The organism is Kitasatospora sp. NPDC048298 (assembly GCF_043201465.1).
GTDB lineage: Bacteria > Actinomycetota > Actinomycetes > Streptomycetales > Streptomycetaceae > Kitasatospora.
Genome location: NZ_JBICYZ010000028.1, coordinates 1 through 25,569, shown reverse-complemented (window position 1 = coordinate 25,569; position 25,569 = coordinate 1). Strand labels below are relative to the sequence as shown.

The 25,569-nt window shown below is 73.6% G+C and carries 25 protein-coding genes; 13 read left to right on the top strand and 12 right to left on the bottom strand.

Translation table 11 applies throughout. The features are described 5' to 3' along the window. Window positions 1–41 precede the first annotated feature (41 nt). Window positions 42–809 carry a type I methionyl aminopeptidase gene (gene map, locus ACGF0D_RS21235; protein ID WP_392918393.1) on the bottom strand — a complete coding sequence of 256 codons (768 nt, stop codon included), beginning with the start codon at window positions 807–809 and terminating at the stop codon, window positions 42–44. Window positions 810–932: 123 nt separating this feature from the next. Here map and ACGF0D_RS21230 point away from each other — a divergent pair, with 123 nt between their 5' ends. Continuing rightward, entirely contained in the window at window positions 933–1,202 is a 270-nt protein-coding gene (locus ACGF0D_RS21230; RefSeq protein ID WP_392883574.1) for a helix-turn-helix domain-containing protein, read from the top strand. Window positions 1,203–1,302: 100 nt separating this feature from the next. Here ACGF0D_RS21230 and ACGF0D_RS21225 read toward each other — a convergent pair whose 3' ends face one another. Genes ACGF0D_RS21225 through ACGF0D_RS21215 form a run of 3 tightly spaced genes read right to left on the bottom strand, consistent with a single transcriptional unit; the run spans window position 1,303 to window position 4,580 of the window. After that, window positions 1,303–2,697 carry an ABC transporter substrate-binding protein gene (locus ACGF0D_RS21225; RefSeq protein ID WP_392883575.1) on the bottom strand — a complete coding sequence of 465 codons (1,395 nt, stop codon included), beginning with the start codon at window positions 2,695–2,697 and terminating at the stop codon, window positions 1,303–1,305. A 48-nt stretch (window positions 2,698–2,745) separates the two neighbouring features. Beyond that, window positions 2,746–3,645, bottom strand: a complete 900-nt coding sequence (locus ACGF0D_RS21220) for a carbohydrate ABC transporter permease (protein ID WP_392883576.1) — start codon at window positions 3,643–3,645, stop codon at window positions 2,746–2,748. After that, window positions 3,642–4,580 (bottom strand): carbohydrate ABC transporter permease, encoded by a 939-nt coding sequence (locus ACGF0D_RS21215; RefSeq protein ID WP_392883577.1) that lies wholly within the window; start codon window positions 4,578–4,580, stop codon window positions 3,642–3,644. The genes ACGF0D_RS21220 and ACGF0D_RS21215 overlap by 4 nt, the downstream gene beginning before the upstream one ends. 238 nt (window positions 4,581–4,818) lie before the next feature. On the opposite strand from ACGF0D_RS21215, the gene ACGF0D_RS21210 reads away from it, so the two are divergent. Then, a complete protein-coding gene (locus ACGF0D_RS21210) occupies window positions 4,819–5,505 on the top strand; it encodes an SMI1/KNR4 family protein (protein ID WP_392918390.1) in 687 nt (228 codons plus the stop codon). A 31-nt stretch (window positions 5,506–5,536) separates the two neighbouring features. Here the strand turns inward: ACGF0D_RS21210 and ACGF0D_RS21205 are convergent, their stop codons facing one another. From ACGF0D_RS21205 to ACGF0D_RS21195, 3 genes are all read right to left on the bottom strand, one after another. Then, window positions 5,537–6,298 (bottom strand): SDR family NAD(P)-dependent oxidoreductase, encoded by a 762-nt coding sequence (locus tag ACGF0D_RS21205; RefSeq protein WP_392883581.1) that lies wholly within the window; start codon window positions 6,296–6,298, stop codon window positions 5,537–5,539. Beyond that, the gene (locus ACGF0D_RS21200) at window positions 6,295–7,767 is read right to left on the bottom strand and encodes an MFS transporter (RefSeq protein ID WP_392918388.1); all 1,473 of its coding nucleotides are present in this window, start codon (window positions 7,765–7,767) and stop codon (window positions 6,295–6,297) included. Before ACGF0D_RS21200 ends, ACGF0D_RS21205 begins: the two co-directional genes overlap by 4 nt. Window positions 7,768–7,845: 78 nt before the next feature. After that, a complete protein-coding gene (locus ACGF0D_RS21195; protein WP_392918386.1) occupies window positions 7,846–8,424 on the bottom strand; it encodes a TetR/AcrR family transcriptional regulator in 579 nt (192 codons plus the stop codon). Window positions 8,425–8,575: 151 nt separating this feature from the next. Between ACGF0D_RS21195 and ACGF0D_RS21190 the strand changes: the two genes are divergently transcribed. Next, window positions 8,576–9,052, top strand: a complete 477-nt coding sequence (locus ACGF0D_RS21190; RefSeq protein WP_392918384.1) for a DoxX family protein — start codon at window positions 8,576–8,578, stop codon at window positions 9,050–9,052. Window positions 9,053–9,084: 32 nt separating this feature from the next. Here ACGF0D_RS21190 and ACGF0D_RS21185 read toward each other — a convergent pair whose 3' ends face one another. Both ACGF0D_RS21185 and ACGF0D_RS21180 read right to left on the bottom strand, forming a co-directional pair. Next, window positions 9,085–9,396, bottom strand: coding sequence for an MTH1187 family thiamine-binding protein (locus ACGF0D_RS21185; protein WP_392918381.1), 312 nt, complete (start codon window positions 9,394–9,396; stop codon window positions 9,085–9,087). A gap of 229 nt (window positions 9,397–9,625) precedes the next feature. Then, complete coding sequence (locus ACGF0D_RS21180; RefSeq protein WP_392918520.1) at window positions 9,626–11,110, bottom strand: SulP family inorganic anion transporter; 1,485 nt, start codon at window positions 11,108–11,110, stop codon at window positions 9,626–9,628. A gap of 736 nt (window positions 11,111–11,846) precedes the next feature. On the opposite strand from ACGF0D_RS21180, the gene gcl reads away from it, so the two are divergent. Together gcl and ACGF0D_RS21170 are read left to right on the top strand one after the other, a co-directional pair. Continuing rightward, a complete protein-coding gene (gene gcl / locus ACGF0D_RS21175; RefSeq protein WP_392918380.1) occupies window positions 11,847–13,628 on the top strand; it encodes a glyoxylate carboligase in 1,782 nt (593 codons plus the stop codon). Between the two features lie 191 nt (window positions 13,629–13,819). Further along, window positions 13,820–14,308, top strand: a complete 489-nt coding sequence (locus ACGF0D_RS21170; RefSeq protein ID WP_392918377.1) for a glutathione peroxidase — start codon at window positions 13,820–13,822, stop codon at window positions 14,306–14,308. Window positions 14,309–14,345: 37 nt separating this feature from the next. Here the strand turns inward: ACGF0D_RS21170 and ACGF0D_RS21165 are convergent, their stop codons facing one another. Continuing rightward, entirely contained in the window at window positions 14,346–15,266 is a 921-nt protein-coding gene (locus tag ACGF0D_RS21165) for a LysR family transcriptional regulator (RefSeq protein WP_392871618.1), read from the bottom strand. Window positions 15,267–15,361: 95 nt separating this feature from the next. Here ACGF0D_RS21165 and ACGF0D_RS21160 point away from each other — a divergent pair, with 95 nt between their 5' ends. From ACGF0D_RS21160 to ACGF0D_RS21135, 6 genes are all read left to right on the top strand, one after another. Next, the gene (locus ACGF0D_RS21160) at window positions 15,362–16,066 is read left to right on the top strand and encodes a succinate dehydrogenase cytochrome b subunit (RefSeq protein ID WP_392871615.1); all 705 of its coding nucleotides are present in this window, start codon (window positions 15,362–15,364) and stop codon (window positions 16,064–16,066) included. Then, window positions 16,063–18,006, top strand: a complete 1,944-nt coding sequence (locus ACGF0D_RS21155) for a fumarate reductase/succinate dehydrogenase flavoprotein subunit (RefSeq protein WP_392871612.1) — start codon at window positions 16,063–16,065, stop codon at window positions 18,004–18,006. The genes ACGF0D_RS21160 and ACGF0D_RS21155 overlap by 4 nt, the downstream gene beginning before the upstream one ends. Next, window positions 18,003–18,740, top strand: a complete 738-nt coding sequence (locus tag ACGF0D_RS21150) for a succinate dehydrogenase/fumarate reductase iron-sulfur subunit (protein ID WP_392918375.1) — start codon at window positions 18,003–18,005, stop codon at window positions 18,738–18,740. The genes ACGF0D_RS21155 and ACGF0D_RS21150 overlap by 4 nt, the downstream gene beginning before the upstream one ends. A 339-nt stretch (window positions 18,741–19,079) precedes the next feature. Next, window positions 19,080–19,385 (top strand): hypothetical protein, encoded by a 306-nt coding sequence (locus tag ACGF0D_RS21145; protein WP_392871607.1) that lies wholly within the window; start codon window positions 19,080–19,082, stop codon window positions 19,383–19,385. A gap of 284 nt (window positions 19,386–19,669) precedes the next feature. Then, window positions 19,670–20,194, top strand: a complete 525-nt coding sequence (locus tag ACGF0D_RS21140) for a DUF6232 family protein (protein ID WP_392918372.1) — start codon at window positions 19,670–19,672, stop codon at window positions 20,192–20,194. Next, entirely contained in the window at window positions 20,191–20,562 is a 372-nt protein-coding gene (locus tag ACGF0D_RS21135; RefSeq protein ID WP_392918369.1) for a hypothetical protein, read from the top strand. Before ACGF0D_RS21140 ends, ACGF0D_RS21135 begins: the two co-directional genes overlap by 4 nt. 67 nt (window positions 20,563–20,629) lie before the next feature. On the opposite strand, the gene ACGF0D_RS21130 is transcribed toward ACGF0D_RS21135, so the two are convergent. Beyond that, window positions 20,630–21,553: an alpha/beta fold hydrolase gene (locus ACGF0D_RS21130; RefSeq protein ID WP_392918366.1), complete on the bottom strand. Its 924-nt coding sequence runs from the start codon at window positions 21,551–21,553 to the stop codon at window positions 20,630–20,632. A gap of 125 nt (window positions 21,554–21,678) precedes the next feature. Beyond that, window positions 21,679–22,623: a DUF2797 domain-containing protein gene (locus ACGF0D_RS21125; protein ID WP_392918363.1), complete on the bottom strand. Its 945-nt coding sequence runs from the start codon at window positions 22,621–22,623 to the stop codon at window positions 21,679–21,681. Between the two features lie 266 nt (window positions 22,624–22,889). On the opposite strand from ACGF0D_RS21125, the gene ACGF0D_RS21120 reads away from it, so the two are divergent. Both ACGF0D_RS21120 and ACGF0D_RS21115 read left to right on the top strand, forming a co-directional pair. Further along, entirely contained in the window at window positions 22,890–25,013 is a 2,124-nt protein-coding gene (locus ACGF0D_RS21120) for a restriction endonuclease (protein ID WP_392918361.1), read from the top strand. A gap of 194 nt (window positions 25,014–25,207) precedes the next feature. Continuing rightward, a partial coding sequence (locus ACGF0D_RS21115) for an ABC transporter ATP-binding protein (protein ID WP_392918358.1) occupies window positions 25,208–25,569 on the top strand: 362 nt, incomplete at its 3' end.

Sequence of the window (25,569 nt, the reverse complement as noted above, 5' to 3'; positions counted from 1 at the left end):
CCGTCCGGCTGTCCGGTCGTCCCGTCGTCCGGCATATCGGATCAGGGCAGGGTGAGGACGCGCGGGCCGTCCTCGGTGACGGCGACGGTGTGCTCGATGTGGGCGGCCCGGCGGCCGTCGACGGTGCGCAGGGTCCAGCCGTCCGGATCGGTGCGGTGGTCGTCGCGGCCGCCGGCCAGCAGCATCGGCTCGATCGCCAGCACCAGACCGGGGCGCAGCGGGTAGCCCCGGCCCGGGCGGCCCTCGTTGGGCACGTGCGGGTCCTCGTGCATCTGGCGGCCGATGCCGTGGCCGCCGTAGCCGTCCAGCAGGCCGTACCGGCCGGCGCGGGCGACGGTGCCGATGGCGTGGGCGATGTCCCCGGTCCGGTTGCCGACGACGGCGGCGGCGATGCCCGCCTCCAGGGCGCGCCGGGTGGTCTCGATCAGGGCGGTGTCCTCGGGGCGGGCGGTTCCGACGGTGAAGCTGACCGCCGAGTCCCCGGCCCAGCCGTCCAGGACGGCGCCGCAGTCGATGCTCACCAGGTCGCCGTCGCGCAGCCGGTAGCCGTCCGGGATGCCGTGCACCACGGCGTCGTTCACCGAGGCGCAGATGACGGCCGGGAACGGGACGGGCGCGAAGGCGGGGCGGTAGCCGAGGAACGGCGAGGAGGCTCCGGCGGCCTTGAGCACGCCGCGCGCCACCTCGTCCAGCTCCAGCAGGCTGACGCCGACCGCGGCCTGTTCCCGGACGGCCGCCAGTGCGTCCGCCACCACCCGCCCGGCCTCGCGCATCGCGGCCAGCGCGGCGTCCGACTTGAGTTCGACCATGGCGCATCCCTCCTGGATCCAATTCTTATACCGGTATTTGTATCACGGTCGATGACGTGGTCGGCACCGCCCGACGGTGCCGCAGGGGTCGGCCCGGGAAGGACAGGCCCTAGACTCGTCGGCATGGTGAGGACTCCGCTGACCCCGTGGGAGCGCGATCGCGGCGAGCGCTTCGGGGCGCTGCTGCGCGAGGCGCGAGGCGAGCGCAGCATGGTCGAGGTGGCGGCGGTGGCGGGCGTCTCGGCGGAGACGCTGCGGAAGATCGAGACGGGCCGGGCACCGACACCGTCCTTCTTCACCATCGCCGCGCTGGCCTTCGCGCTCGACCTCTCGCTGGACGAACTGGCGGCCGCGTGCGCGCCCCCGGAGAGCGGCGAGGCGCTCTCCGCCTGAACGGCGGCGGCCCGCCCCGCGCGCGGTGCGCGGGGCGGGCCGTCGTCGTGGCGGCGCCCGGTGGCGGCGCTGAGCCGTGGCGGGTTCAGCCGTGGCGGGTTCAGCCGACCGAGCTGTTGTAGCTCTCGATCGCCGGCTGCAGCTCCTTCGCGGCGTCGGCCAGGGCCTGCTGGGCCGGCTTGGTGCCCGCGATGGTCTGCTCGATCGCGGTCTCCACGCCCTTGCGGGCCTGCGGCATCACGCCGAGCAGGCAGCCGGCCGTGGCCGGGGTCGGCTTGGTGGCCTTCAGCTGGTCGATCGCGGTCTGGAACTGCGGGTACTTGGCCACCCACTCCTTGTCCTTGGGGTCGTCCAGGGACTTGGTGTTGACCGGGAAGTAGCCGGTGCCGGTGTGCCAGACGGCCTGCTGCTCGGGGGCGGAGACGAACTTCTCGAACTCCCAGGCGGCGCGCTTCTCGGCGTCCGAGTGGCCGGGGCCGCTGATCCACAGCGAGGCGCCGCCGATCACCGGGCCACCCTGGTCGGCGGCGGTGACCTTCGGGAAGGCCGCGGTGCCGACGCCGAACTTCGCGGCCTCGGTGTAGCCGCGCAGCACGCCGGTGGACTCCAGGTGCATCGCGACCGTGCCGGCCTTGAACGCGGCCTGAGCGTCGTCGGTGGTGCGGCCGGTGTTGGCGGCGTAGCCGCCCTTGACCAGGTCGGCCCACCACTGGACGATCCGGGCGCCCTGGGCGGAGTCGAAGACGACCTTGCCGGCCTTGTTGCCGCGGCCGTTGTCGTTGTCGCAGTACATGGCGCCGGACTCGGCGAGCAGCTGCTCGACGAACCAGCCGTAGATGGCGGCGCCGAAGCCGTACCGGACGGTCTTGCCGTCGGCGTCCTTCTTGGTGAGCTTCTTGGCCAGCTCGCCCAGTTCGTCGAGGTTCTTGGGCGCCTGGGCCGGGTCGAGGCCGGCCTCCTTGAAGGCGTCCGTGTTCAGGTAGAGCAGCGGCATCGAGGAGTTGAACGGCATCGACTGGAGCTTGCCGCCGACCGAGTAGTAGTTGCGGATGTTGGCGTCCAGGTCGTCCAGCGAGTAGCCGTCCTTGTCGGCGAAGGCCTGGGCCGGGACGGTCTGCTTAGAGTCGATCATGAACCGGGTGCCGATGTCGTAGACCTGCGCCAGGGCGGGGGTGCCCTTCTGCTGCACCGCGGCCTTGTACTTGGTGACCAGCTCGTCGTACTTGCCCTGGAACTCCGCCTTGACCTCGATCTTGCCCTGGTGGGCGGCGTTGAACTGGCTGACCAGGCCGTTCAGCACGTCGGCGTTCTTGCCGGTCATCGAGTGCCAGAACTCGACGGTGGTGACACCGGAGGCCTGGTCGAGGGCCTGGGCGCCGGGCGCGCCGGCGTCGGAGGAGCCGCCGGAGCCGGAACCGGAGCCGCTGGAGCTGCAGGCGGTCAGGGACAGGCCGGCCACCAGCAGGGCCGCGAGCGCGCGCGCACTCTTCTTCACGAGGGTTCTCTCTCTATCCGGGAAAGCGGGTCGTGGACGGGAAGCGGGTCAGCGGACGGCGCCCGCGGTCAGGCCGCGGACGATGAAGCGCTGGCCGAAGACCACCAGGGCGAGGGTGGGCAGCAGGGAGAGCACGACGCCGGCCAGGATCAGCCCGGGGTCGGCCATCTCGGAGTCGCGCAGCGAGGTCAGACCGATCTGGAGGGTCTGCATGTTCGCCGTGCGCGTGATGATCAGCGGCCAGAAGTACTGGTTCCAGGCCGACAGGAAGACGTAGATCGACAGCGCCGCGAGGGCCGGCTTGTTGAGCGGGACGACGATCCGCCACAGGAAGCGCCAGTGGCCGGCCCCGTCGATCCGGGCGGCGTCGCGCAGTTCGCCGGGCAGCTGCCGGAAGGCCTGGCGCAGCATGAAGGTGCCGAAGCCGGAGGCCAGGAAGGGCAGCACCAGGCCGAAGTAGGTGTTGCCGAGCCCCCAGCCGGACAGCGTCAGGTAGTTGGGGATGATGATGGCCTCCCAGGGGACCATCAGCGTGGCCAGGAACACCCCGAACACCACGGCCCGCGCCTTCATCGGCAGGAAGACGAAGGCGTACGCGGCGAGAATCGAGGTGAACAGCTGGGCGAGGGTGATGACCGTCGCCACGATCGCGGAGTTGGCGTACTGGCGGGCCAGCGGGATGGCCTCCACGGCGCCGGAGAAGTTCCGGCCGGTGACCGAGTGGGGCACCAGGGCCGGCGGGTAGGAGGAGAGTTCGGACGGGCCCATGAAGGCGCCGGCGATCGCGTAGTAGACCGGGAAGGCCACGGTGACGACGGCGACGGCGAGCAGCAGGTAGACGGCGGCGCGGCCGAGCAGGTCGCGGGGGGAGCGCCCGGCGAGGGCGCGGGCGCGCGGGCGGGGCGCCCCGGCCGCCGTCTTCTCGGCCTCGGTGGTCAGGGTGGTCACGCGTAGTGCACCTTCCGCTCCAGGACGCCGAACTGGACGGCCGTGCAGGCGAGGACGACCACGAGCAGCACCACGGCCTGGGCACTGGCGGTGCCGAAGTCGCTGGAGCCGTAGGCGAAGGCCTTCTCGTAGACGGAGTAGACGAGGGTCCGGGTGGAGCCGTCCGGCCCGCCCTTGGTGAGGATGTGGATCTGGCCGAAGCTCTGGAGCGCGTGGACGGTGGAGACCACGGTCAGGAAGAACAGGTTCGGACCGAGCATCGGGATGGTGATCGAACGGGCCAGCCGCAGGCCGGAGGCGCCGTCGATGCGGGCCGCCTCGACGACCTCGCCCGGGATCGACCCGATGCCCGCGGAGAGCACCAGCACGTTGTAGCCGAGGTTCATCCACACCGTGGTGACGGCGACCGAGAACAGCGCGTAGCGGGAGTCGGTCAACCACCCGACCGGGCCGAGGCCGACGTGCGAGAGCAGGCCGTTGAGCACCCCGCTGGCGGGGTTGAAGAACACCGCGAACACCACCGAGGCGCTGGCCACCGAGAACGCGAAGGGCAGTGCGAAGGCCGAGCGCAGCAGCCGCACGCCGCGGATCCGGTTCTCCAGGAGCAGAACCAGCGCCAGCGCGCCGAGCACCCCGGGAACCACGGTGATCAGCGTGAACAGCGCCGTGGTCGTCAGGGTGCGGCCGAAGTCGGCCGAGGCGAACAGGTCGGTGTAGTGCTTCGTCCCCACGTAGCGCGAGGGCGCGCCGAAGAGGTCGTTGGCGTGCCCGCTGAGGTAGATGGTCCGCCCCAGCGGGTAGCCGATGAAGAGGACGAAGACCACCAGGGACGGCAGCAGGAAGGCCCAGGCGAGCCCGTGTTCGCCCCAGCGTCCTCCCCGGTGCGCTCGTGGGCGGCGGCCCTGGAGGGCCGCGGTGTGCGGTGCGGTCGGCATCTTTCGCGCGTCCGCCTTTCGTGATGTCGGTTCAGGCCGAAACCGTGTCTTGCCCGATCGACGGCCCGGAAACCTCGTGGTGATCAACGGGTGTCACCGGGATTACGCGTTCGCGTCAGATTCGGCCGGTCGTGAGCGGACGGGCGGCGGAGGGGTGGCGAACGGGCGGCGGAGGGCCAGTTGGGCGGGCAGTCCGGCGGTTCACCGCGCTGTCGGAGGGGTGGCGTACGGTGCGCGGGTGGACGAAACGGAATTCGACATCCCGGCTGCAATGGCCGAAAGTGTGCGCTCCCGCGCGGGCGCCTGGGCGCTCGTCAGGGCCTTCGCCGCGTACTGGGGCGAGCCGCTGGGCCCGGGCGACGGCTTCACGGACGCGGAGCTGGACGCCGCCGAGCTGCGCCTCGGCCTGCGGCTGCCGGTGGCGCTGCGCGAGGCGTACCGGCTGTTCGGCCGCCGGGCGGACCTGACCAGCAGCCAGGACGTGCTGCTGACCCCGGCGGAGCTGTACGTGCTGGACGGCGCGCTGGTGTACCGGGCGGAGAACCAGGGCTGCGCGCACTGGGGTGTGCTGCTGGACGACCTCGACCGGGAGGACCCACCGACGGTGGGCCGGCTCGACCTGGCGGACAAGTCGCAGGAGCGGTGGGAGCCCTGGGAGGAGAGCTTCTCGACGGCGGCCGCGGCGATGGCGCTGATGGAGAAGCTGCTGGAGGACCACGAGCTGACCGACTTCCTCGAACTGGAGGACGAACTGCCGGTCGGTCTGCTGGAGTTGCCCGCGCTCGGCCGCAACTACCGCTGGTACCAGGGGCCGGAGGCGCTGATCGGTGTGGCCGAGGGGGCCTGGGTGGTGGCCCGGGCACGCACCCCGCAGGCGCTGGAGGCGCTCTACGAGGCGGTGCCCGGGGAGTGGCTGGGCGAGTGAGCCCGGCGGCGATCGCGGCGGAGGAGCCCGGTCAGGCGGAGGAGCCGCCGTCCAGCACCAGGTCGCTGCCGACGGTGTAACCCGCCTCCGGCGAGGCCAGGTACAGCACCGCGGCGGCCACCTCCTCAGTCGCGCCGACCCGGCCGACCGGGACCTCGGCCCTCATCCGCTCGGCCTTGGCCCCGGCGTCCTCGCCCGGCCGGGAGGACATCGGGGTGTCCACCGCGCCGGGGCTGACGGTGTTGATCCGCACGCCCTCGGCGATGTGGTCGAGGGCGGCGGCCCGGGTCAGCACGGTGACCGCGGCCTTGCTGGCGGCGTAGGCGCCGACGCCCGCGACCCGCCGGTGGATGCCCAGGTTGGACGAGACGTTGACGATCGCGCCGCCGCCGTGGGCCCGCAGGTGGGCGATCTGCGCCTGCATGGCGAGCAGGGTGCCGGTGACATTGGTGCCGATCAACCGCTGCCACTCGGCCTCGTCGATCTCGGCGACCGGGCCGGCCGCTCCGAACACTCCGGCGTTGTTGACGGCGACGTCCAGGCCGCCGAACAGCTCGACGGTCTCCCGGACCAGCCGGGCGGCGTCCTGGGCGATGGTCACGTCGCCGGTGAGCGCGACCGCCTTGCCACCGGCCCGCTCGATCAGCTCGACGGTCTCGGTGAGCGGCCCGGCGGTGCGGCCGGCGACCGCCACCCGGGCGCCCTCTTCGGCGAAGGCGAGCGCGATGGCCCGGCCGATGCCGCTGCCGGCGCCGGTGACCAGGACGGACTTGTCGGCGAAACGCGTGGTCATGGGGTGAACTCCTCGATGTGGTTAATGTGTTCGGTTGCGCTGGGGATGGTGGTCGGGTCGGGGACGGTGGTCCCGTTGGGCATGGTGGTCCGGTCGGGGACGGTGCTCCCGTTGGGCTTGGTGCTCCGGGGCAGGGCGGCGACCGCGACGGCGGTGAGCGCCAGCCCCACCGCGGCCGCCGCGAAGGCCGCGGCGTAGCCGCCGACGACGCTCGGGCGGGTGGCGGCGAGCGCCATCAGGGCGGCCAACCCGGCGGTGGGGCCGAGTTCCATGGCCGTGTTGAACACCCCCGCGGCCAGCCCGGTGCGCTCGGGCGGCACCCCGCCGGTGGCGAGCACGGCCGCACCGGCGAAGGCCGCGGCGGCACCGGCGGGCAACAGGAGCAGTCCGGGCAGCAGGCCGAGGGCGTATCCGCTGTCGGGGGCGAGCCCGGCCAGCAGGCCGAGTCCGGCGGCCGCCACGGCGAGGCCGCCGGCGGTGACCGCCACCGGCCCGTACCGGACGGTCAGCGGGCCCGCCAGCCGGCCGGAGAGCAGCAGGACCGCCGCGTACGGCAGGAAGGCGGCGGAGGTGGCCGCGGCGCTCCAGCCGCGCAGCTGCTGGAGGTAGAGCGAGAGCAGGACGAAGGTGAGCGCGGTGCCGGCGGCGGTGGCCATGACGGCGGCGAGTGCGGTGGCGCGGCGCCGGTCGGCGAGGAAGCCGGGCGGCAGCAGCGGGTCGGCGGTGCGGCGCTCGGCGGCGGCGAAGGCGATCAGCAGGGCGAGCCCGGCGGCCAGCGGGCCGTACGTCCCGGGGCTGTGCCAGCCGTGCTCGGTGGAGCCGACCAGGGCGTAACTCGCCGCACAGACACCGGCGGTGGCGAGGGCCGCCCCACGCAGGTCCAGTGCGGGGCGGGTGCCGGCGGGGGCGGCGGCGGGCAGGGCGGCGGAGCGGGCGAGGCCGGCCAGGGCGACGAGTACGGGCACCGCGAACAGCCAGCGCCAGGAGACGGCGGCGGCGACCGCGCCCGAGACCACGCTGCCGGCGGTGGCGCCGAGCACCGACAGGCCTCCCCAGGTGGCCATCGCCCGGCGGTAGGCGGCCGGTTCGGGATGCAGCACCCGGACCACCGCGACGGCGGCCGGGGCGGCGAGGGCGGCGCCCGCGCCCTGCACGAAGCGGCTCGCCAGCAGGACGGGGTAACCGGGCGCGAGGGCGCAGGCGATCGAGGCGGCGGCGAGCAGTGCCAGGCCCGCGCGGAGCACCGGACGCCCGCCGTGCCGGTCCGCCAGTCTTCCGCCGAGCAGCAACAGGGAGCTGAAGGAGAGCCCGTAGGCGGCGCTGAGCAGCAGCACTCCGGACGGGCCGAGCCCGAACTCCCGCGCCACCAGCGGCAGTGGCACGGTCAGGATCGTGATGGTGAAGATCAGTACCGCCTGGACGACGCCGAGCAGCGCGAAGCCGTACCGGCCGGTAGTGATGGCGGCCATGTAAAACCCTCCCCCCTATATAGACCATTCGGTTCAGAATGAGCACAGCAGAAGACGCCGGCCCGCACCGGCCGGCCGTCAGTCCAGCAGCGCCAGCGCCTGCTCGGCGGCGGCCCGCGCCCGGGCCCCGCCCTCGGCGGTCTTGCCCACCACCCGGATGCCCTGGAGCAGCACCACCAGCATCCGGGCGAGCGCCCGGGGCTCCCGCCCGGCGGGCAGTTCGCCCTGCGCCTCGGCCCGCACCAGGGCCGCGGTGAGCAGCGTCTCCAGGCGGTCCAGGCTCGCCTCCACCCGGCGGGACGCGTCGGGGTCGTGCGGGGCCAGCTCGACCGCCGTGTTGGTGACGAAGCAGCCGCGCCGGCCCTCCCCCTCGCCCACCTCGGCGTACTGGCGGACCAGTGCCCTGACGGCGGGCAGCGCCGGGCCGGGCTGGGAGAGTTCGAGCATCCGCGCCGAGTCGCTCTGCTCGCAGTAGCGCTCCAGCGCCCGCAGGTACAGCTCGCGCTTGCTGCCGAAGGTCGCGTAGACGCTGGCCCGGGCGATGCCGAGCCGTTCGACCAGATCGGCCATCGAGGTCGCCTCGTAGCCGCGCTGCCAGAACAGCTCCAGGGCCGCCTGCAGCGCCGCGTCCGGGTCGAATTCCTTCGTTCGCGCCATGCCGGGAACGGTAGCCCTTTCCGGATCGATCGGTCAAGAAAGGCCAACTATTGGTCCATACCTGATCTCTGACGGAGCATTGCCAAGTGGACTAGACCATAGCTACCCTACCGATCCCATCCACCTCCTCCCCCCACAGGAGGCGCTTCGCATGCCCGCACACCGTCCCACCCACACCCGGCAGGCCGTCGACGCCGCCAGACCCGTCGTGCTGACGGCGTTCCGGATCGTCGTCGGCCTGCTGTTCATCTGCCGCGGCGCGTCCTCGCTGTTCGGCGTGCTCGGCGGCGCCAAGGGCGGCGGCGGCACCATCCCGCTCGGCCAGTGGCCCGGCTGGTGGGCCGCGCTGATCCAGCTGGTCGGCGGCGCCCTGGTGCTGCTCGGCGCCGGCACCAGGGTGGCCGCCCTGCTCTGCTCCGGCTCGATGGCGTACGCCTACTTCACCGTCCACCAGGAGCACGCCCTGGTGCCCCTGCAGAACGGGGGCGAGCTCGCGGTGATGTTCTGCTGGGCCTTCCTGGCCATCGCGGTGCTCGGCTCCGGCCCGTACGCCCTGGACCGCCTGCTCACCCGCCGAACCCCGGCCGCGTCGGCCGAACCGGCGGCCCGGCCGGCGTCAACGGTCTGACCGCTGACGCCGGCCTGACCGCCCGTCCGACGTCACCGGTCCGACGGGTCGCCCGCGGCCAGGTGGCGCTCCACCGAGGCGACCTTGGCGGTGAGGCCGTCGGTGACCCCGGCCCGGTCGTCGATCTTGATGACCGTGCTGACCCGGTTGCTGTGGACCTTCACCGCCTCGATCGCCGCCTTGATCACCGGCATCACCTCCTCCCACTCCCCCTCGATGCTGGTGAACATCGCGTCCGTGCGGTTCGGGAGTCCGCTCTCCCGGACCACCCGGACGGCGGCGGCCACCGCCTCCCCCACGTCCTCGCCGATCCCCAGCGGGGTCACCGAAAAGGCTGCGATCACGGCTCTGCGCTCCTTGCATGTCGACGGCACCGGGTCGGGGGGGGGGGGGGGGGGGGGGGGGGGGGGGGGGGGGGGGGGGGGGGGGGGCCGCCCCCGGGCGGGCCGCCCCGGCCGCCCGCCCCCGCGCGGGCACACCAAAGCCGCGCGCACCCGGCCTGGCCCCTCCTGGCTTGGCCGCGGCCCGGGGGGGGGGCGGGGGGGGGCCCGGGCCCCGCGACCAGGCTAGACGTCAGGCCACCGAAGGCAGCGGCGGTTCGACCGCCAGCGGCGCGCTGGAGCGGGCGCGGTGCTGGGCCGCCCAGGAGACCAGGGCCACCGTGCAGGCGTGGTCCAGGTGGCGCAGCCCGGACCAGTCCAGCTCCACCGGCCGGTCCCCCGGCAGCCGTTCCAGGGTGTCCAGCAGCCGGGGCAGTCGCAGGAAGGTGGCGTTGCCGCTCAGCCGCACCCGGTGCACCGGCTGTCCGGTCGCCCCCTCCTGCTCCTCCACCGTGATCTGCAGGTGGGAGGTCTGCCAGGCGGACTTGGCCACCGCCAGGCCGACGCCGATCAGCACCCCGTCGAACAGGTCGGTGACGATGATCGCGGCCGCCGTCACCACCAGCACCAGCGCCTCGCCCAGGTGGCCGCGGCAGAGCGCGACGATCCGGCGCAGCGGCACCAGCTTGGCACCGGCGTGCACCAGGACGGCGGCCAGCGCGGTGAGCGGGACGAGCCCGAGCGCGCCGGGCAGCAGCGTGGTGAACAGCAGCAGCCAGCCGCCGTGCAGCACCCGGGAGGCCTTGCTCCGGGCGCCGGCCTGGACGTTGGTCGCGCTGCGCACGATCACCGCGGTCATCGGCAGCGCGCCGAGCAGCCCGCAGACGGCGTTGCCGACGCCCTGGGCGGTGAGTTCGCGGTCGTAGTCGGTGCGCGGGCCGTGGTGCATCCGGTCGACGGCGGCGGCGCTGAACAGCGTCTCGGCGGAGGCGATCAGAGTGAAGGCGACGATCGTGCCGAGCCCGGCGGTGCCCGCCAGGGCGGTCAGCGCGTCGCGGTCGGGCAGGTGCACCACGTCGAGCAGTCCGGCCACCCGGATCCGGGCCACGGGCAGGTCGGCGGCCGCGGTGACGGCGGCGGCCAGCCCGACGGCGGCCAGCGGGGCGGGGACGGCGCGGGCGGCGCGTTCCGGCAGGTACTTCCAGCCGACCAGGACCAGCAGGGTGCCGAGGCCCAGGGCGACGGCGCAGGGGTTGGCCGTGGCGGTCAGCACGTCGCCCAGCAGCGCGGGCAGTCCGGCGATCTTCTCCGGCCCGGTGGCGGGGGCGCGGCGGTCGGCGAGCGCGTACAGCTGGCCGAACACCAGGGTCAGTCCGATGCCGGCCAGCATGCCGTGCACCACCGAGGCGGACATCGCGCGGAACCAGCGGCCGAGCCGCAGGGCGCCCATCGCCAGTTGGAGCAGGCCGGTGCCGAGGACCAGGAGGCCGAGCGCGCCGGTGCCGAAGCGCTGGACGGCGTCGGCGACCAGGACGGTCAGCCCGGCCGCGGGCCCGCTGACCTGGAGGCTGCTGCCGGGCAGCAGACCGGCCACCAGGCCGCCGACGATCCCGGTGACCAGCCCGAGTTCGGCCGGGACGCCGGAGGCGACGGCCACGCCGACGCAGAGCGGGAGGGCGACCAGGAACACCACCAGCGAGGCGGGCAGGTCATGGCGCCAGGGGACGGCGCGCAGCAGGGCGGCCGGGGTGCGGGGCCGGCCCGGCGGGCCGTGCTTGCGGAGGCGGCCCGGCGGGCTGTCGCTCCGGTGGGGCGGCGGGTTCACCCGGTCACCGCCAGGGACCGGGCAGGGGTGCAGCAGCACATGGGGGTGTTCCTTCCGCGCACCCGACGCAGCGGGCGCGCCGTGGCAAGGGCGGGGAGCAGGATGGCGGGGAAGGGCACCGCGGAGGGCGGCGACAGCGGTACGGCCGCGGGTCCGGGCGGGACCAGAGCGCGGCGGCGGGTGTCGGGTCGGTGCGGCCAGGGGGTGCGTCCCTCGCTCGGGTGCGGCGGACCGGGCACGCTGGTCCTGGACGGGGCCGCCGGCGGAGTTCCCCCGCTCCGCGGCGCTCCCAAACCCCCTTGCCGCGGCCTCAGTTGGACGTCACGGGCCCGGCGTGCCACCGACGGTACCCAGCACGGCGGGGCGGGCCCACCGGCGGCACCGCCTCTTCACCACCGCTGCACACCGGCTGCGCTTTCCGGCGCGGAGCGTCCGGTTCCTCGGGTACACCTGCGCGACCACCGTGCTGGCGTACGAATCCCCGCCCTCGGGGCAGCCGTCCGACGCTGCCACGTCCTGTCGAAGTCCCCTTGACGCCCCGCCGGGCCCCGCCCTACTTTGCTTCCACATACAGAAATCATTCTTCCGTATGGTGGAATTTGAGAGATGAGCCCTCCGAGCCACTACGGGCCGACCCAGGAGAGATCCGATGCCCCGTATGACAGCCGCCCGCGCGGCCGTGGAGATCCTCGAACTCGAAGGCGTCAGGGCCGTGTTCGGTGTGCCCGGCGCGGCCATCAACCCGTTCTACGCCGCGCTCGAGGCCTCCGGCAGGATCGGACACACGCTGGCCCGGCACGTCGAGGGCGCCTCCCACATGGCCGAGGGCTACACCCGCGCCAGGGCCGGCAACATCGGGGTCTGCGTCGGCACCTCCGGCCCGGCCGGCACCGACATGATCACCGGCCTGTACTCGGCGATCGCCGACTCCGTCCCGATCCTCTGCATCACCGGCCAGGCGCCCGTCGCCCGGCTGCACAAGGAGGACTTCCAGGCCGTCGACATCGCCTCCGTCGCCCGGCCCGTCACCAAGGCCGCCACCACCGTGCTGGAGGCCGCCCAGGTCCCCGGCGTGTTCCAGCAGGCCTTCCACCTGATGCGCTCCGGCCGCCCCGGCCCGGTCCTGATCGACCTGCCGGTCGACGTCCAGCTGACCGAGATCGACTTCGACCCGGAGGCCTACCAGCCGCTGCCGGTCTACCGGCCGGCCGCCAACCGCACCCAGATCGAGAAGGCCGTCGCCCTCCTCCAGCGCTCCGAGCGCCCGCTGATCGTCGCCGGCGGCGGCGTCGTCAACGCCGACGCCGCCGGGCTGCTGCTGGAGTTCGCCGAGCTCACCGGCGTCCCGGTGGTCCCGACCCTGATGGGCTGGGGCACCGTCCCGGACGACCACGAGCTGAACGCCGGCATGGTCGGCCTGCAGACCTCCCACCGCTACGGCAACGAGACCTTCCTCGCCTCCGACTTCGTCCTCGGGATCGGCAACCGCTGGGCCAACCGCCACACCGGCGGCCTGGACGTCTACACCGCGGGCCGCACCTTCGTCCACGTCGACGTCGAGCCCACCCAGCTCGGCCGGATCTTCGCCCCCGACCTCGGGATCGCCTCCGACGCCGGGGCCGCGCTGGAACTGTTCGTCGAGGTGGCGCGCGAGCTGCGGGACGCCGGCACCCTCAGGGACCGCAGCTCCTGGGCCGCCTCCGCCCAGGAGCGCAGGGCCCGGCTCCAGCGGCGCACCCACTTCGACGACGTGCCGCTCAAGCCGCAGCGCGTGTACGAGGAGATGAACCAGGCGTTCGGCCCGGAGACCCGCTACGTCACCGCCATCGGCCTGTCCCAGATCGCCGGCGCCCAGCTGCTGCACGTCCACCGGCCTCGCCACTGGATCAACTGCGGCCAGGCCGGGCCGCTCGGCTGGACCGTACCGGCCGCACTGGGCGTCGCCACCGCCGACCCCGACGGGCAGGTCGTCGCGCTCTCCGGCGACTACGACTTCCAGTTCATGATCGAGGAGTTGGCGGTCGGCGCCCAGCACCGCATCCCGTACGTCCACGTGCTGCTGAACAACTCCTACCTGGGGCTGATCCGCCAGGCGCAGCGGGCCTTCGGCATCGACTTCCAGGTCAGTCTGGAGTTCGAGAACGTCAACGCGCCGGAGCCGGCCGGCTACGGCGTGGACCACGTCAAGGTCGTCGAGGGCCTGGGCTGCAAGGCGATCCGGGTCACCGAGCCGGAGGGCCTGCTGCCCGCCTTCCGGGAGGCCGGGAAACTGGCCGCCGAGTTCCGCGTCCCGGTCGTGGTCGAGGCGATCCTGGAGCGGGTCACCGACATCCCGATGGCCGCCACCGACATCGACGAGGTCCACGAGTTCGAGGAGCCGGCCACCCTCCCGGAGCACGCCCCGACGGCGATCAAGCCCCTGGCGCGCTGAACCCCCTTCGAACGCGCGCACTCCGGGCGGTCGCGCGCCCGGCGCCCGGGGGCGTGCGGAACGGCTCGTCCGCTCCCACGCCCCCGCACGCCCGGAACACCGGCACGCCGACCGCGGTTGATCAGGTCGCGGGCCGCTACCGTGACCCCGGAAGAGGCCCGGCCCGACGACCCTCCGAAAGGACCACCCCCGTGAGCCTGCACGACATCCCGCTGCGCACCCTCGACGGCGCGGCCACCTCGCTGGCCGACCACAAGGGCAAGGCGCTGCTGATCGTCAACGTCGCCTCCCGGTGCGGCCTGACCCCGCAGTACACCGGCCTGGAGAACCTCCAGAAGCGCTACGCCGGGCGCGGGTTCACCGTGCTGGGCTTCCCCTGCAACCAGTTCGCCGGGCAGGAGCCGGGCAGCGCCGAGGAGATCCAGGCCTTCTGCTCCACCACCTACGGCGTGACCTTCCCGCTGTTCGAGAAGATCGACGTCAACGGGGAGGAGCGGCACCCGCTCTACGCCAGGCTGACCGCGGTCGCCGACGCCGAGGGCCAGGCCGGGGATGTCTCCTGGAACTTCGAGAAGTTCCTGATCTCCCCGGACGGCACCGTGGTGGCGCGGCTGCGCCCGCCCGTGGAGCCGGAGTCGGCGGAGCTGACCGCCGCGATCGAGGCCGTGCTGCCGGCCTGAGGCCGCCCCTGACGGAGGCCCGCACCCCGGGCCTCCGTCACAGCAACAGCCGCGTGCCCGGGGGCAGTTCGCCGTCCCTGGCGGCGTCCCGCAGGTGCGCCAGGAAGGTCTCCCGCAGCGCCTCGGCCGCGCGGGTCGGCGGCACCTCGTGGCCGTGCGCCACGGCGATGGTGCGGCCCAGGCCCGGCCCGGCGAACGCCGTCACCGCGAGGCCCGAGCGGGCGGCCACCATCCCCGGGACGACGGCGGGCCCGATCCCGGCCCGGACGAAGCCCAGTACCGCGTCCATCTCGCCGCCCTCCACCGCGAACTCCGGCTCGAACCCGGCCGCCCGGCAGGCCGCCAGGGTCGCCTCGCGGACGTCGTAGCCCTCCCGGAACATCACCAGCGGCCGGCCCCTCAGCTCCGTCACCCGGACCTTCCCGCGGGCCCGCCGCTCGGCCGCGACCAGCACCAGCTCCTCGTGCAGCAGTTCGGTGACCGCCAGTGCGGGCTCCTGCTCCCCGCTCGGCCGGGTGATGATCAGCGCGAGGTCCAGCTCCCCCGCCGCCAGCCAGCCGACCAGGTCCCGCGAGCCGCCCTCGCGCACCACCAGCGTCACCCCCGGGTAGCGGTCCCGGAAGAGCCTCAGCACGTCCGGCACCAGGCTGGTGCACAGGCTCGGCGGCGCGCCCAGCCGGACCCGGCCCCGGCGCAGCTGCACCGTCTCCTGCACGGCCAGCCGGGCACTCTCGGTGTCCGCGAGGATGCGCCTGGCCAGCGGCAGCAGGGCGTCCCCGGCGTCCGTCAGCGCGATGTTGCCCCGGGTGCGGTGGAACAGCTCGGCCCCCAACTCCCGCTCCAGCGAACGGATCTGTTGCGAGAGTGACGGCTGGGCGACATGCGCCGCCTCGGCGGCCCGGGTGAAGTGCCGGGTCTCGGCGACGGCCAGGAAGTAGCGGAGTTGCTGGAGCTGCACAGGGCCAGGATAGGCCGCTTCGATAGCCCATGCCTATCGTCACGAGCCGCATCATGTCTTGGACGCACCGAAGCGCCGTCCCTACCGTTGCAGCCATGACAACCGCGACTCGGACGGCCCGGCATCCGTCCACCCTGGCGACCCTGTGGCGGTCGACCGTCGGCAAGAAGGCGGTCATGGCCGTCACCGGACTGGCGATGCTGCTGTACCTGGTCGCGCACATGCTGGGGAACCTCAAGGTGTTCTTCGGCCCGGACGACATCAACGGCTACGCGGCCTGGCTGCGCACCATCGGGCAGCCCTTCCTCGGCCACGAGTGGTTCCTGTGGCTGGCCCGGGCGGGCCTGCTCGCCGCCGTGGTGCTGCACGGCGTCTGCGCGTACCAGCTCAGCCGCCGCGACCTCGCGGCCCGCCCGAGCAAGTACGTGCACCAGCGCCGCCGGGCGAGCTACGCCACGAGGACCATGCGCTGGGGCGGGGTGATCCTGGCGCTGTTCATCGTCTGGCACATCCTCGACCTCACCACCCTGACCGTGAACCCGGGTACCGATCACGGCCAGACGTACCAGAACATCGTGGCCTCCTTCGGCCGCTGGTACGTGGACGTGTTCTACGTCGTCGCGATGCTGGCCGTCGGCCTGCACATCCGGCACGGGTTCTGGAGCGCCGTGCAGACCCTCGGTGCCAACAACGCCCGCCGCGACCGGGCGCTCAAGCTGATCGCGAACGGCCTGGCGCTGGTGCTGACGGCCGGTTTCCTGTCCGTTCCCGTGGCCGTGATGACCGGAGTCGTGAAATGAGTTACCCGGAGTACACCCTCGGCGAGCCGCTCGCCGACACGAAGGCCCCCGCCGGGCCGATCGAACAGCGCTGGGACCAGCGGCGGTTCGACGCCAAGCTGGTCAACCCGGCCAACCGGCGCAAGCACACCGTGATCGTGGTCGGCACCGGCCTGGCCGGCGGCGCGGCCGGAGCCACCCTGGCCGAACAGGGCTACCACGTCGTCCAGTTCTGCTTCCAGGACTCCCCCAGGCGGGCCCACTCGATCGCCGCCCAGGGCGGCATCAACGCGGCCAAGAACTACCGCAACGACGGCGACTCGATCCGCCGGCTGTTCTACGACACCGTCAAGGGCGGCGACTTCCGCGCCCGCGAGTCCAACGTGCACCGGCTGGCCCAGGTGTCGGTGGAGATCATCGACCAGTGCGTGGCCCAGGGCGTGCCCTTCGCCCGCGAGTACGGCGGCCTGCTGGACACCCGCTCCTTCGGCGGCGTCCAGGTCTCCCGCACCTTCTACGCCCGCGGCCAGACCGGCCAGCAGCTGCTGCTCGGCGCCTACCAGGCGCTCTCCCGGCAGATCGCCGCCGGGAACGTGGAGCTGCACCCGCGCACCGAGATGCTCGACCTCCTGGTGGTCGACGGCCGGGCCCGCGGCATCGTCGCCCGCGACCTCGTCACCGGCGAGATCCGCTCCCACACCGCGGACGCCGTGGTGCTCGCCAGCGGCGGCTACGGCAACGTCTTCTACCTCTCCACCAACGCCAAGAACTCCAACGCCACCGCGATCTGGCGGGCACACCGGCGCGGCGCGTACTTCGCCAACCCGTGCTTCACCCAGATCCACCCGACCTGCATCCCGCGCTCGGGCGACCACCAGTCCAAGCTCACCCTGATGAGCGAGTCGCTGCGCAACGACGGCCGGATCTGGGTGCCCAAGGCGAAGGGCGACGACCGGCCGCCCGGGCAGATCCCGGAGGAGGAGCGGGACTACTACCTGGAGCGGATCTACCCCTCCTTCGGCAACCTGGTGCCGCGCGACATCGCCTCCCGGGCCGCCAAGAACGTCTGCGACGAGGGCCGCGGCGTGGGCCCCGGCGGCCAGGGCGTCTACCTGGACTTCGCCGACGCGATCCGCCGGATGGGCCGGGAGGCCGTCGAGGCCAGGTACGGCAACCTCTTCGAGATGTACGAGCGGATCACCGCCGAGGACCCGTACCGGGTGCCGATGCGGATCTACCCGGCGATCCACTACACGATGGGCGGCCTCTGGGTCGACTACGACCTGCAGACCACCGTGCCGGGCCTGTTCGCCATCGGGGAGGCCAACTTCTCCGACCACGGCGCCAACCGGCTCGGGGCCAGCGCCCTGATGCAGGGCCTGGCCGACGGCTACTTCGTGCTGCCGCCCACCATCAACGACTACCTGGCCCGCCACCCGCTGCCGGCCGTGCCCGCCGACCACCCGGTGCTCGCCGAGGTGGAGGCCGAGGTCGAGGACCGGCTCAACCTGATCCTCGCGGTGGACGGCGACCGTACCCCGGACTCCTTCCACCGCGAACTCGGCGAACTGCTCTGGGACGAGTGCGGGATGGCCCGCGACGAGGCCGGGCTGCGGCGGGCGCTGGAGCGGATCCCGCGGCTGCGCGAGGAGTTCTGGCGCCGGATCAAGGTGCCCGGCACCGGGCAGGAGCTCAACCAGTCGCTGGAGAAGGCCAACCGGCTGGTCGACTACTTCGAGCTGGCCGAGCTGATGTGCCTGGACGCGCTGCACCGAGCCGAGTCCTGCGGCGGCCACTTCCGCACCGAGAGCCAGACCCCCGACGGCGAGGCCGCCCGCCGCGACGAGGAGTTCTCCTACGCCGCCGCCTGGGAGTTCACCGGCACCGGCGAGGCACCCGTCCTCCACCGCGAGGACCTCGACTTCGAGCACGTCCACCCCACCCAGCGGAGCTACGCATGAACCTCACCCTGCGCATCTGGCGCCAGGCGGGCCCGGACGCACCCGGCTCGATGACCACCTACCAGGTCAGCGGGATCAGCCCGGACATGTCCTTCCTGGAGATGCTGGACACCCTCAACGAGGAGCTGATCACCCGCGGCGACCAGCCCGTCGCCTTCGACCACGACTGCCGCGAGGGCATCTGCGGCGCCTGCGGCATGGTCATCAACGGCCAGGCGCACGGCCCCGAGCGCACCACCACCTGCCAGCTGCACATGCGGCACTTCCAGGACGGCGACACCATCGACGTCGAACCGTGGCGGGCGGCGGCCTTCCCGGTGGTCAAGGACCTGGTCGTGGACCGCTCGGCCTTCGACCGGATCATCGGCTCCGGCGGGTACATCACCGCCCCCACCGGCAGCGCGCCCGAGGCGCACGCCACGCCCGTCCCCAAGGAGGTCGCCGACACGGCCTTCGAGCACGCCGAGTGCATCGGCTGCGGCGCCTGCGTGGCGGCCTGCCCGAACGGCTCGGCGATGCTCTTCACCTCCGCCAAGGTGGTGCACCTCAACGTGCTGCCGCAGGGCGCCCCGGAGCGGGCCGCCCGGGCGCGGAACATGGTCTCGGCCATGGACGCCGAGGGCTTCGGCGGCTGCACCAACACCGGTGAGTGCGCCACCGCCTGCCCCAAGGGCATCCCGCTGCCCAGCATCGCGGCGATGAACCGGGAGTTCCTGCGGGCCGCCCGCGGCTGACGGCTCCCCCGATACGGTCGGCCCCTCGCGTTCGGTGCTCGTCGCGGGGGGCCGACGCCTGTTCCCGGGGCCCGTCCCGCCGGGCCGGGCGTTACCCGTACGGGTGGCGGACCGTCGGCACTGTGCTTCCCGGCGGGGAATCGCGCTACGGTAGTCCTCCGCCAAGGAAGGACGGCATATGCCCGAGGTTCAGTCCTGTTCCGGTTGCGGCGGGTCCGGGGGGACCCAGAAGACCGAGGCAACGGTCGAACTGGACGAGGAAGGAAGCATGGTGCCCAGCGTCCACACCTTCTGGTCGCCCTGCGGTCGGTGCCACGGATCCGGGACGGTGATCGTCGGATGAGGTTCATCTTCGAGTGCGTCGAGTGCGGTGGGCACTACCTGCCGCCCGAGGAGATGGTGTACCCGGACGGGCCGGCCTCGCCGGTCTGGTGCGCCGACTGCCAGAGCGCCAAGCGCGCGGCCGGCGTCCGGGAGGACCCGCTGCTCGCCCGGGTCGCACTGGCGGCCGCGCGGGCCGTCCTGGCCGGGCGGGCCGCCGAGCCGGCCGAGCAGCCGGCCCGCTTCGACGTCCGCCCGTCCCGGCCGCCGCTGTCCCGCCGGGCCCGGTCCGGCCCCGGCGTGGTGCGCGGCAAGCTGGGCTGACGGGCGGCTTCCAGCAGGCCGGGCGCATTCGTCGACGGTCCGTCATGTGCCGCTTGTGACAAATGACTTGTGCCGCCACGGAGCGTGCAGGTTAATGGTCGTCCCGCACATGACGAGCCTTGGGGGAATCGTCCATGCAGCCGACCGATCCACCCGAACCGAGCCAAGTCGGCCAGACCGGCTTCACCCCACTCGGCCCACTTCCGCCGTCGGCACCTCCGCCGCCGGCCGCGCCCACGGTACCGCCGCCGGTCTCCACCTCGAAGTCCGTCACCCGGGTGGCCGTGACCAGGCGCATCCTCTGGGTCGGCGCCGCGGCGTACCCGCTCGCGATGATCGCCCGGGTCAGCACCACCGTCCTGGTGCCGGAGAAGACGGGCGCGGTCATGCGGCTCCTCCGGGTGATCGGGGTCATGACCGTGGCCACGCTGATCGTCAGCCTGCTCGCCTCCCTGGACAACAACAACCGCTCGTACGGCGGGTCCAGCGGCTTCGACGCGGGCCCGTTCGTGGTGGTGGCGGTGATCATCGTGGTGGTGTACTTCTTCACCGTCACCCTGCCCCGGCTGGTCCAGCCGCGCCTGTACGCGCTGTCCGTCGACACGGCAGGGACGCCGACCGCGCTGCTGGCCTGGGAGTCACCCGGGCCCGCGCAGCAGCTGCAGGCCACCATCACGCAAGCGATCGAGAACCCGCAGATCGAGTTCCAGCAGTTCGTCAACACCATCAACATCGACCGGCGGCACTACCAGTCCGGCGACAGCGTCAACATCTACGGCGGCCACGGCATCACGGGAGTCAGCAAGTGAGCGACAACGGCAACGGCTCGCACGTCCACGTCGGGGACCAGGTCAACATCCACGGTGGAACCAACGTCGTCGGCATCCAGCACAACAACGGGCCGGTCGGCGACCAGGCGCTGCCGCCGAACGTCATGGCGCTGTTCTCCCGGCTCGCCGACGCCGTCACCGAGCTGGCCCGCGACGGCCGGCTCCGCGAGGCGGACCGGCAGAGCCTCGCCGAGGCCCTGCCGGTGCTGAACAGCCCCGCCGCCGAGGAGCCGGGCCGCCGGCGCAACACCCTCCTGCTGCTGGCCGGCCTGGCCCAGAGCCTCGGCGAGGCCGCGGCGCCGGCGCTGGGCCTGGCGAACCAGCTCCTCGCCCTGATCAACGGCTGACCGTCCGTCCGGCGTCCGGCAGCACCGGGCGCCGGCGTCAGGCGACGTCAGGCGACGTCAGGCGGCCTCAGGCGGCGGCGGTTTCGGCGAGGAAGCGCCGCACCAGCTCGCCGACGACCTCCGGGGCGTCCTCGGGGCTGTAGTGGCCGACGCCGGGCAGTTCGACGGCCCGCCCGAGGGGGAACGCCTCCGCGAACAGCGGCAGGAAGTGCCGGGCGGCGAGCGTCCGGTCGTCCGCGCCCCACAGGGCGAGCGCGGGCAGGGCGGCGAGCTCCGCGCGGACCGCCGCGCTCGGGGCCTCGAAGGTGTGGGCCCCGGTCGCGAAGCCCTCCGCCCAGCCGATCGCCCCCGCGGCCTCCGCCCGGGAGGGGAAGGCCGCGCCGTAGACGGCCGGCCGGGGGTCGCCGGTCGGGGCGTTCTCCCGGAAGCCGTTGAGCAGCAGGATGCCGAGGATGGTGTGGCCGAGTTCGCCGAGGACGGTGCCCAGGCTGCCGTCGGCGTGCGCCCGGGCGATCCAGCCGAACCACGGGGACTCGGCCGCGTTGGCGGCGAGCGCCGCACCGAGGCCGGGCTGGCCGAGCGGCGTGGGGCCGTTGACGCTCACCACCCGGGAGATCAGCCCGGGGTGGCGGGCGGCCAGGCCCATGCCGACCGGCCCGCCGAAGTCGTGCCCGACCAGGGTGATCTCGCGCAGGCCGAGGTCCAGGACCAGCGCCTCCAGGTTGTCGACGTGGTCCTGCAGCCAGTAGCTGCGGTCGGCCGGGGTGGCGCTCTTGCCGAAGCCCATGTGGTCGGGGACGACCACCCGGTGGGTCGGGGCCAGCCGGCGGATCAGGTCCCGGAAGAGGTAGCCCCAGGTGGGTTCACCGTGCAGGCAGAGCACCACGGGGCCCACGCCCTCGTCCACGTAGTGCATGGGGAAGCCGGGCGCCGTACTGAAGTGCGGCCGGTACGGGAAGGTGCCGTCGAAGGTCTCATCGGCAGCGATCATGGCTTGGATCCGCTCCAAAGTGGTAGCAAATTAAAACCGCAAGGCCGAGATTAGGTCCTTGCGGTTTTATTACGCAACCGCGCTGGTCGGGGCGGTTCCGCGAGCGCTCTCAGACGCGAGCACGCTCAGAAGAGCGCCTCCTGGGTGTCCGGCTCCGGCGGGCGCAGGCGCTCGTGGAGGGTCAGGCCGGCGGAGCCGCGGCCGGTGACGGGGCCGAGCGTCCAGCCGGTGAGCAGCCGGGTGTCCAGCAGCAGCGGGCCGGAGCCGTCCGCCTGGTCGAGGAAGAGGTGCCGGCCCACCGGCGGCCGCAGCCGGCCCGCGACGACCGCGCCGTCGGCCAGAGCGGCGATCTCCCGGTACGCCTCCGGGGCGCCGCCGACCAGGCCGTAGCGCTCGACGTGGTCGACCACCGGGCGGTCGGCGAGCAGCTCCAGGGCGTGGCCGTCCAGCAGCCGGTGCGCCTGGGCGCGGGCCTCGGTGAGCACCGTGCGGCGGTGCGGGGCGTCGCCGTGCGACCACCAGTGCTCGGTCTTGAGCCGGGACTTGAACCGTTCGCGGGCCAGGCCCGAGGCGGCGACGGTGAGTTCGGCGCGCCGGATCGACGGCAGGGCGCCGCGGGCGGTGAACGCGTAGGCCAGGGCGCCCTGTTCGAGCAGTCGGCTGTCGCCTCGCTGCTCGGCGGTCAGGCCGACCTTGAGCAGGCCCTCGCCGAACCAGGCGAGGTAGAGCAGGTAGGTGCGGCCGTCGTCGAGGATCTGGTCCCGGGCGAGGGCGAGGCCGCGGTCCACGCTCTGGCAGGCCGGGCACTGCGTGGCGCCGCCGTCCGGATCGATCAGCGCGTGGTGCGGGCAGGGCGTGCGCTCCGTCGCCCCGGCCAGCCAGGCCCCGACACAGCGGCGCGGGCCGCCCAGCAGCCAGCCCACCTCCGCCCCGGGCGCCACGGCGCGCTCGTGCACCTGGCCGCCGCGCGCGGCCCCGAGCACGGCACGGCCGTCCCGCCAGCTCAGGCCGGTGGAGACCCAGCCTTCGGGGCGGGCCCGGTGCTCCGGGTGCTGCGGGGGAATCGTCACGTTGCTCCTTGCCGTCGGTGACCGTCGAGACTACCCGGTGCCACCGACACGGCGGGACTCCGCCGGGAGCGTCCGGTCCACGGCCCGCGCGCACTCCCGCCCGCCGGAAAGGCCCGCTGGTCAAGGGCGCTTGGCCCGGCGGGGCGTTCACGCTCTATTGTTGCGGGCGCGGTCGGCGGCGTGGCCGGGAGGCGGCGCCGCAGCGGCCGGACCGGGCGCGAGGCGAATGGGGTGGACGGACGGTGTCGGGGCGGCGGAGCAGCGGGGTGCTGGCGATCTGGGCGGAGGCGCAGCGACAGCAGCAGCGCCGGGAGGAGGCCCGGTGGCGCGCCGAGGCGGCGGAGCAGCGCCGCCGGGAGCGGGAGCAGCGCGAGACGCAGCGGGCGGCGGCCCGCGACGAGCGCGAGGCGCAACGCGCCTACCAGCAGTCGCGGGAGGCGGAGGTGGCCCGGCGGACGGCGGAACTGGACGCCCGGGTCGAGGAGTTGAGGGGGCTGCTGGCCGCCGGCCTGGCCGCGCCGGCGTTCGGCCCGCAGGCCGTGCTGGCGCCGCGGGCGGTGCCGGCCTTCGACCCGGGGCCGCTGGGCGAGCCGGTGCCGATGCCGGACCAGTCCTCGCCCCACTACTTCGTGCCGCCGCCGGACCCGGTCCAGGCCCGCAACCGCGGTGTGCGGCAGCAGTACGAGCAGTACGTGGCCCAGGCCAGGACCAGGTTCGAGCAGGACTGGTACGCCGCGCAGGCCCGGGAGACCGACCGGCAGCACCGGCTGGCCGCGTACCACCGGGAGTACCTGGCCTGGGTCGAGCAGTCCCGCCGGCAGCAGGAGGAACTGGCCGCCCGGACCGAGGAGTTGCTGCGCCGGCTGCGGGCGGGTGAGCCGGAGGCGGTGCAGGAGTACTTCACGGCCGGCCTGTACGCCTCGGCGGCCTGGCCGGAGGGCTTCCCGCACCGGCTGGTGGCGGCGTTCGACGCCGGGGGCCGCCAGCTGGTGGTGGACTGGGAGCTGCCCGGGCCGGACGTGGTGCCGGCCGCCGGCCGGGTGCGGTACGTGAAGTCGGACGACCGCGAGGCCGAGGTGGCCCGCCCGGCGACGGAGCGCAAGGCGCTGTACCGGGAGGTGCTGGCGCAGTCGGCGCTGCGGGTGGCGGCGGAGCTGTTCCGGGCGGACCGGGACGGCCTGCTGGACTCGGTGGTGGTGAACGGTTTCGTCCTGGGCATCGACCCGGCGACCGGCCGGGAGGCGGAGCGTTTCCTCTCCACCCTGACCGCCACCCGGGCCGGCTTCGCGGGCCTGGCGCTGGACCGGGTGGCCCCGGTGGAGTGCTTCCAGGGCCTGGGCGGCCGGCTGTCGGCGCGCCCGGAGCGGCTGGACGAGGTTCGGCCGGACCGCCGGCCGGAGTCGGTCGGCGGGAGCCTGGCGGGGCACGGCGGCGAGGACGAGCCGGACCTGTTCGAGATGGACCCGCTGGAGTTCGAGGACCTGATCGCCGAGCTGTTCCGGCTGCGCGGCTTCAAGGTGATGACCACGGCCCGCAGCGGCGACGTCGGGGTGGACGTGGTGGCCGAGGACCTGACCCCGGTGACCGGCGGCAAGATCGTGATCCAGGCCAAGCGCTACAAGAAGACCGTCCCGCCGACGGCGGTGCGCGACCTGGAGTCCACCGTCCGCCACCACGGCGCGAACAAGGGCATCCTGGTCACCACCGCGGGCTTCGGCCGCGGCTCGTACAGCTACATCGAGGGCAAGCCGCTGACCCTGGTGAGCGGCCCGGAGCTGGTGGCGCTGCTCGCCGAGCAGGGCCTGCGCGGCCGGCTCGGTGGCGCCGCCATCGCCGCCACGACCGTCGACGCCGGCCGCGAGCCCGAGGGGGCCGTCGAGACCGCGCTCACGGTGAGCTGGCAGAGCCGGACGGCCGGCGGGGACGCGGTGGAGCTGGACGTCACCGCCTTCCTGTGCGCCGGGGGCCGGGTGCTGAGCGACGAGCACTTCGTGTTCTTCAACAGCCCGCAGGATCCGGACGGCGCCGTCCGGCTGCATCCGACCCGCTCGGTGCCGGGCGAGCCGACCCGGGCGGCCCGGCTGGCGCTGGACCTGCACCGGCTGCCGGCGGTCGTCGAGGAGGTGGTGGTCGCCGTGTCCACCGAGGAGGAGGAGCATCCCGCGCTGCCGCTCGGCTACGTGCACGGGCTGGCCCTCGCCGCCGCGTACGGGCCGGGCGCGGGCGGTCCGGACGCCTGGGCGGGCCCGACCGGCGGGGTGCCGGACAGCGCGATGCTGCTCGGGGCGTTCCGCCGGGGCGCCGGCGGCTGGGAGTTCAGCCCGTCGGGGCGGGCGGTGACGAACGGCCTGGCCGGCCTGGCGGCGGCCTTCGGCGTGGCGGTCGAGTAGGCGGGCCGCGCCGGTCCGGACCCCGAGCGCCCTCGGCCCTCAGGGTCCGGGTCATACCTGAGGAGGAGACGGGCCCCCGCCACCCCGCCGGGTAGGCGGGGGCCGACCACCGCGCGGCATTACGCATCGCATTCGAACAGCTTGGGATGATGTTACGGAGTCAAAAGTTCCGTTAACCCGTTCCAGGAGCCCCCGTGACGTTCCCCGCAACCGCCGTCCACACCGGCCTGGCGGCCGCCCGAGCCACCAACCTGAACAAGGTCTACGGGGAGGGGGAGACCCGCGTCGTCGCCCTCGACAACGTCAGCGTCGTCTTCCCCCAGGGGGAGTTCACCGCGATCATGGGCCCGTCCGGCTCCGGCAAGTCCACCCTCATGCACTGCATGGCCGGCCTGGACACCGTCACCTCCGGCTCCTCCACCATCGGCGACACCGAGCTCGTCGGCCTCAAGGACAAGCAGCTCACCCAGCTGCGCCGGGACCACATCGGCTTCATCTTCCAGGCCTTCAACCTGCTCCCCACGCTGACCGCCCTGGAGAACATCACCCTCCCGAT